Source organism: Ruegeria sp. N8 (genome assembly GCF_056531325.1).
Window position 1 is genome coordinate 1 of the sequence record NZ_JBQFLQ010000024.1, and the last position, 2,500, is coordinate 2,500.

Consider the following 2,500-nt stretch of genomic DNA (forward strand, 5'->3'; position numbering starts at 1 on the left):
TGGTTGCGGGAGCAGGATTTGAACCTGCGACCTTCAGGTTATGAGCCTGACGAGCTACCGGGCTGCTCCATCCCGCGTCAGAGTCAGATTTGTTTTCATCGTGTTAGAGAGAATTGGGCTTTTTCTAGGTTTGGCGGTGACCTACTCTCCCGGGGCTTAAGCCCAAGTACCATTGGCGCGGCAGTGCTTAACTTCCGGGTTCGGGATGGGACCGGGTGTTTCACTTGCGCTATGACCACCAAACCGAGGAAAAGCCCTCGGTCGACTTTCTTGCTGTGCAAGAAAGCGACCATGCGGGAGGCAGCGTCTTTTGTTTACAAAAGGCGCGTTCCCGCACGGTTATTTAATCAACCAACATCGCGGCTTGGCGCTGCGACGCTGTCCTTTGTCAAGGTTGGTGTATGCTTTGGTCTTGTCTTTCCATTACTGGATCAAATCAAGCCTATCGGGCGATTAGTACCGGTCAACTGAACGCATTACTGCGCTTACATCTCCGGCCTATTGACGTGGTGGTCTTCCACGGCCCTCAGGGAGACCTTGTTTTGAGGGGGGCTTCCCGCTTAGATGCCTTCAGCGGTTATCCTGTCCGATCATAGCTACCCAGCACTGCCGTTGGCACGACAACTGGTCCACCAGTGGATCGTTCACCCCGGTCCTCTCGTACTAGGGGCAACTCCTCTCAAGTCTCCTACACCCACGGCAGATAGGGACCGAACTGTCTCACGACGTTCTAAACCCAGCTCACGTACCTCTTTAAACGGCGAACAGCCGTACCCTTGGGACCTGCTCCAGCCCCAGGATGAGATGAGCCGACATCGAGGTGCCAAACACTGCCGTCGATATGGACTCTTGGGCAGTATCAGCCTGTTATCCCCGGCGTACCTTTTATCCGTTGAGCGATGGCCCTTCCACTCGGGACCACCGGATCACTATGGCCGTCTTTCGACTCTGCTCGACTTGTCAGTCTTGCAGTCAGGCTGGCTTCTGCCATTGCACTCAACGAGCGATTTCCGACCGCTCTGAGCCAACCTTCGCGCGCCTCCGTTACGCTTTAGGAGGCGACCGCCCCAGTCAAACTACCCGCCACGCAGGGTCCCGGATCCGGATAACGGACCGCGGTTAGACATCAAGAGTGCGAAGGGTGGTATCTCAAGGGAGGCTCCACAGGTACTTGCGTTCCTGCTTCAAAGCCTACCACCTATCCTGCACATCACAATCCTGATGCCAGTGCGAAGCTGTAGTAAAGGTGCACGGGGTCTTTCCGTCTAACCGCGGGAAGCCTGCATCTTGACAGGCAATTCAATTTCGCTGAGTCGATGTTGGAGACAGCGGGGAAGTCGTTACGCCATTCGTGCAGGTCGGAACTTACCCGACAAGGAATTTCGCTACCTTAGGACCGTTATAGTTACGGCCGCCGTTTACCTGGGCTTCAATTCAAGGCTCTCACCTCTCCTTTTAACCTTCAGGCACCGGGCAGGCGTCAGACCCTATACGTCGTCTTGCGACTTCGCAGAGCCCTGTGTTTTTAATAAACAGTCGCCACCCCCTGGTTTGTGCCCCCAGCCCCTAGTTGCCTAGGAACCGGGCCTCCTTCTCGCGAACTTACGGAGGTATTTTGCCGAGTTCCTTCAACATCGTTCTCTCAAGCGCCTTGGTATGCTCTACCAGTCCACCTGTGTCGGTTTAGGGTACGGTCTGATGGAGGGCTATTTCCAGGAACCACTCAGCAGCCCAATCAATCCGATAAGATTGAACTACACCTGTGATCCGTCACATCCTCCTGGCCTAGGAATATTAACCTAGTTCCCATCGCCTACGCCTTTCGGCCTCGGCTTAGGGGCCGGCTTACCCTGCTCAGATTAGCTTTAAGCAGGAACCCTTGGACTTTCGGCGAGAGTGTCTCTCACACTCTTTGTCGCTACTCATGTCATCATTCTCACTAGTGATCTCTCCACGGGATCGCTCACGCGCCCGCTTCATCGAAAGCCTCTCTCCTCCAATCTGCCCGAAGGCATGAAGGAGGAATGAGACTATGTCACACTACGCTCTGCTACCGATGCTTACGCATCCCTAGACTTCGGCTCATGGCTTGAGCCCCGTTACATCTTCGCCGCAGGACAACTTATTTAGACCAGTGAGCTGTTACGCTATCTTTAAAGGATGGCTGCTTCTAAGCCAACCTCCTGGTTGTTTTGGTCGTCCCACCTGCTTTCCCACTTAGCCATGAATTGGGGGCCTTAGTCGTAGGTCAGGGTTGTTTCCCTCTCCACTACGGACGTTAGCATCCGCAGTGTGTCTGCCATCTAGTACTCCCGGGTATTCGGAGTTTGGTTAGGATCAGTAAGCCTGTGGGGCCCCATTACCCATCCAGTGCTCTACCCCCCGGGGTATTCGGATGACGCTCTACCTAAATAGATTTCGCAGAGAACCAGCTATCTCCGAGTTTGATTGGCCTTTCACCCCTAGGCACAGCTCATCCCGATCCTTTTCAACGGATGTG

1 tRNA gene and 2 rRNA genes (1 of these 3 cut by a window edge) are annotated in these 2,500 nt (G+C 54.5%); all 3 read right to left on the reverse strand.

Going from position 1 to position 2,500, the window contains the following annotated elements:
* A tRNA-Met gene (locus tag ACR0C5_RS19565) sits at positions 1-77 on the reverse strand.
* Positions 78-128: 51 nt separating this feature from the next.
* Positions 129-243: ribosomal RNA gene (gene rrf, locus ACR0C5_RS19570) — 5S ribosomal RNA — on the reverse strand.
* Between the two features lie 189 nt (positions 244-432).
* A 23S ribosomal RNA gene (locus ACR0C5_RS19575) occupies positions 433-2,500 on the reverse strand (it continues 759 nt past the right edge of the window).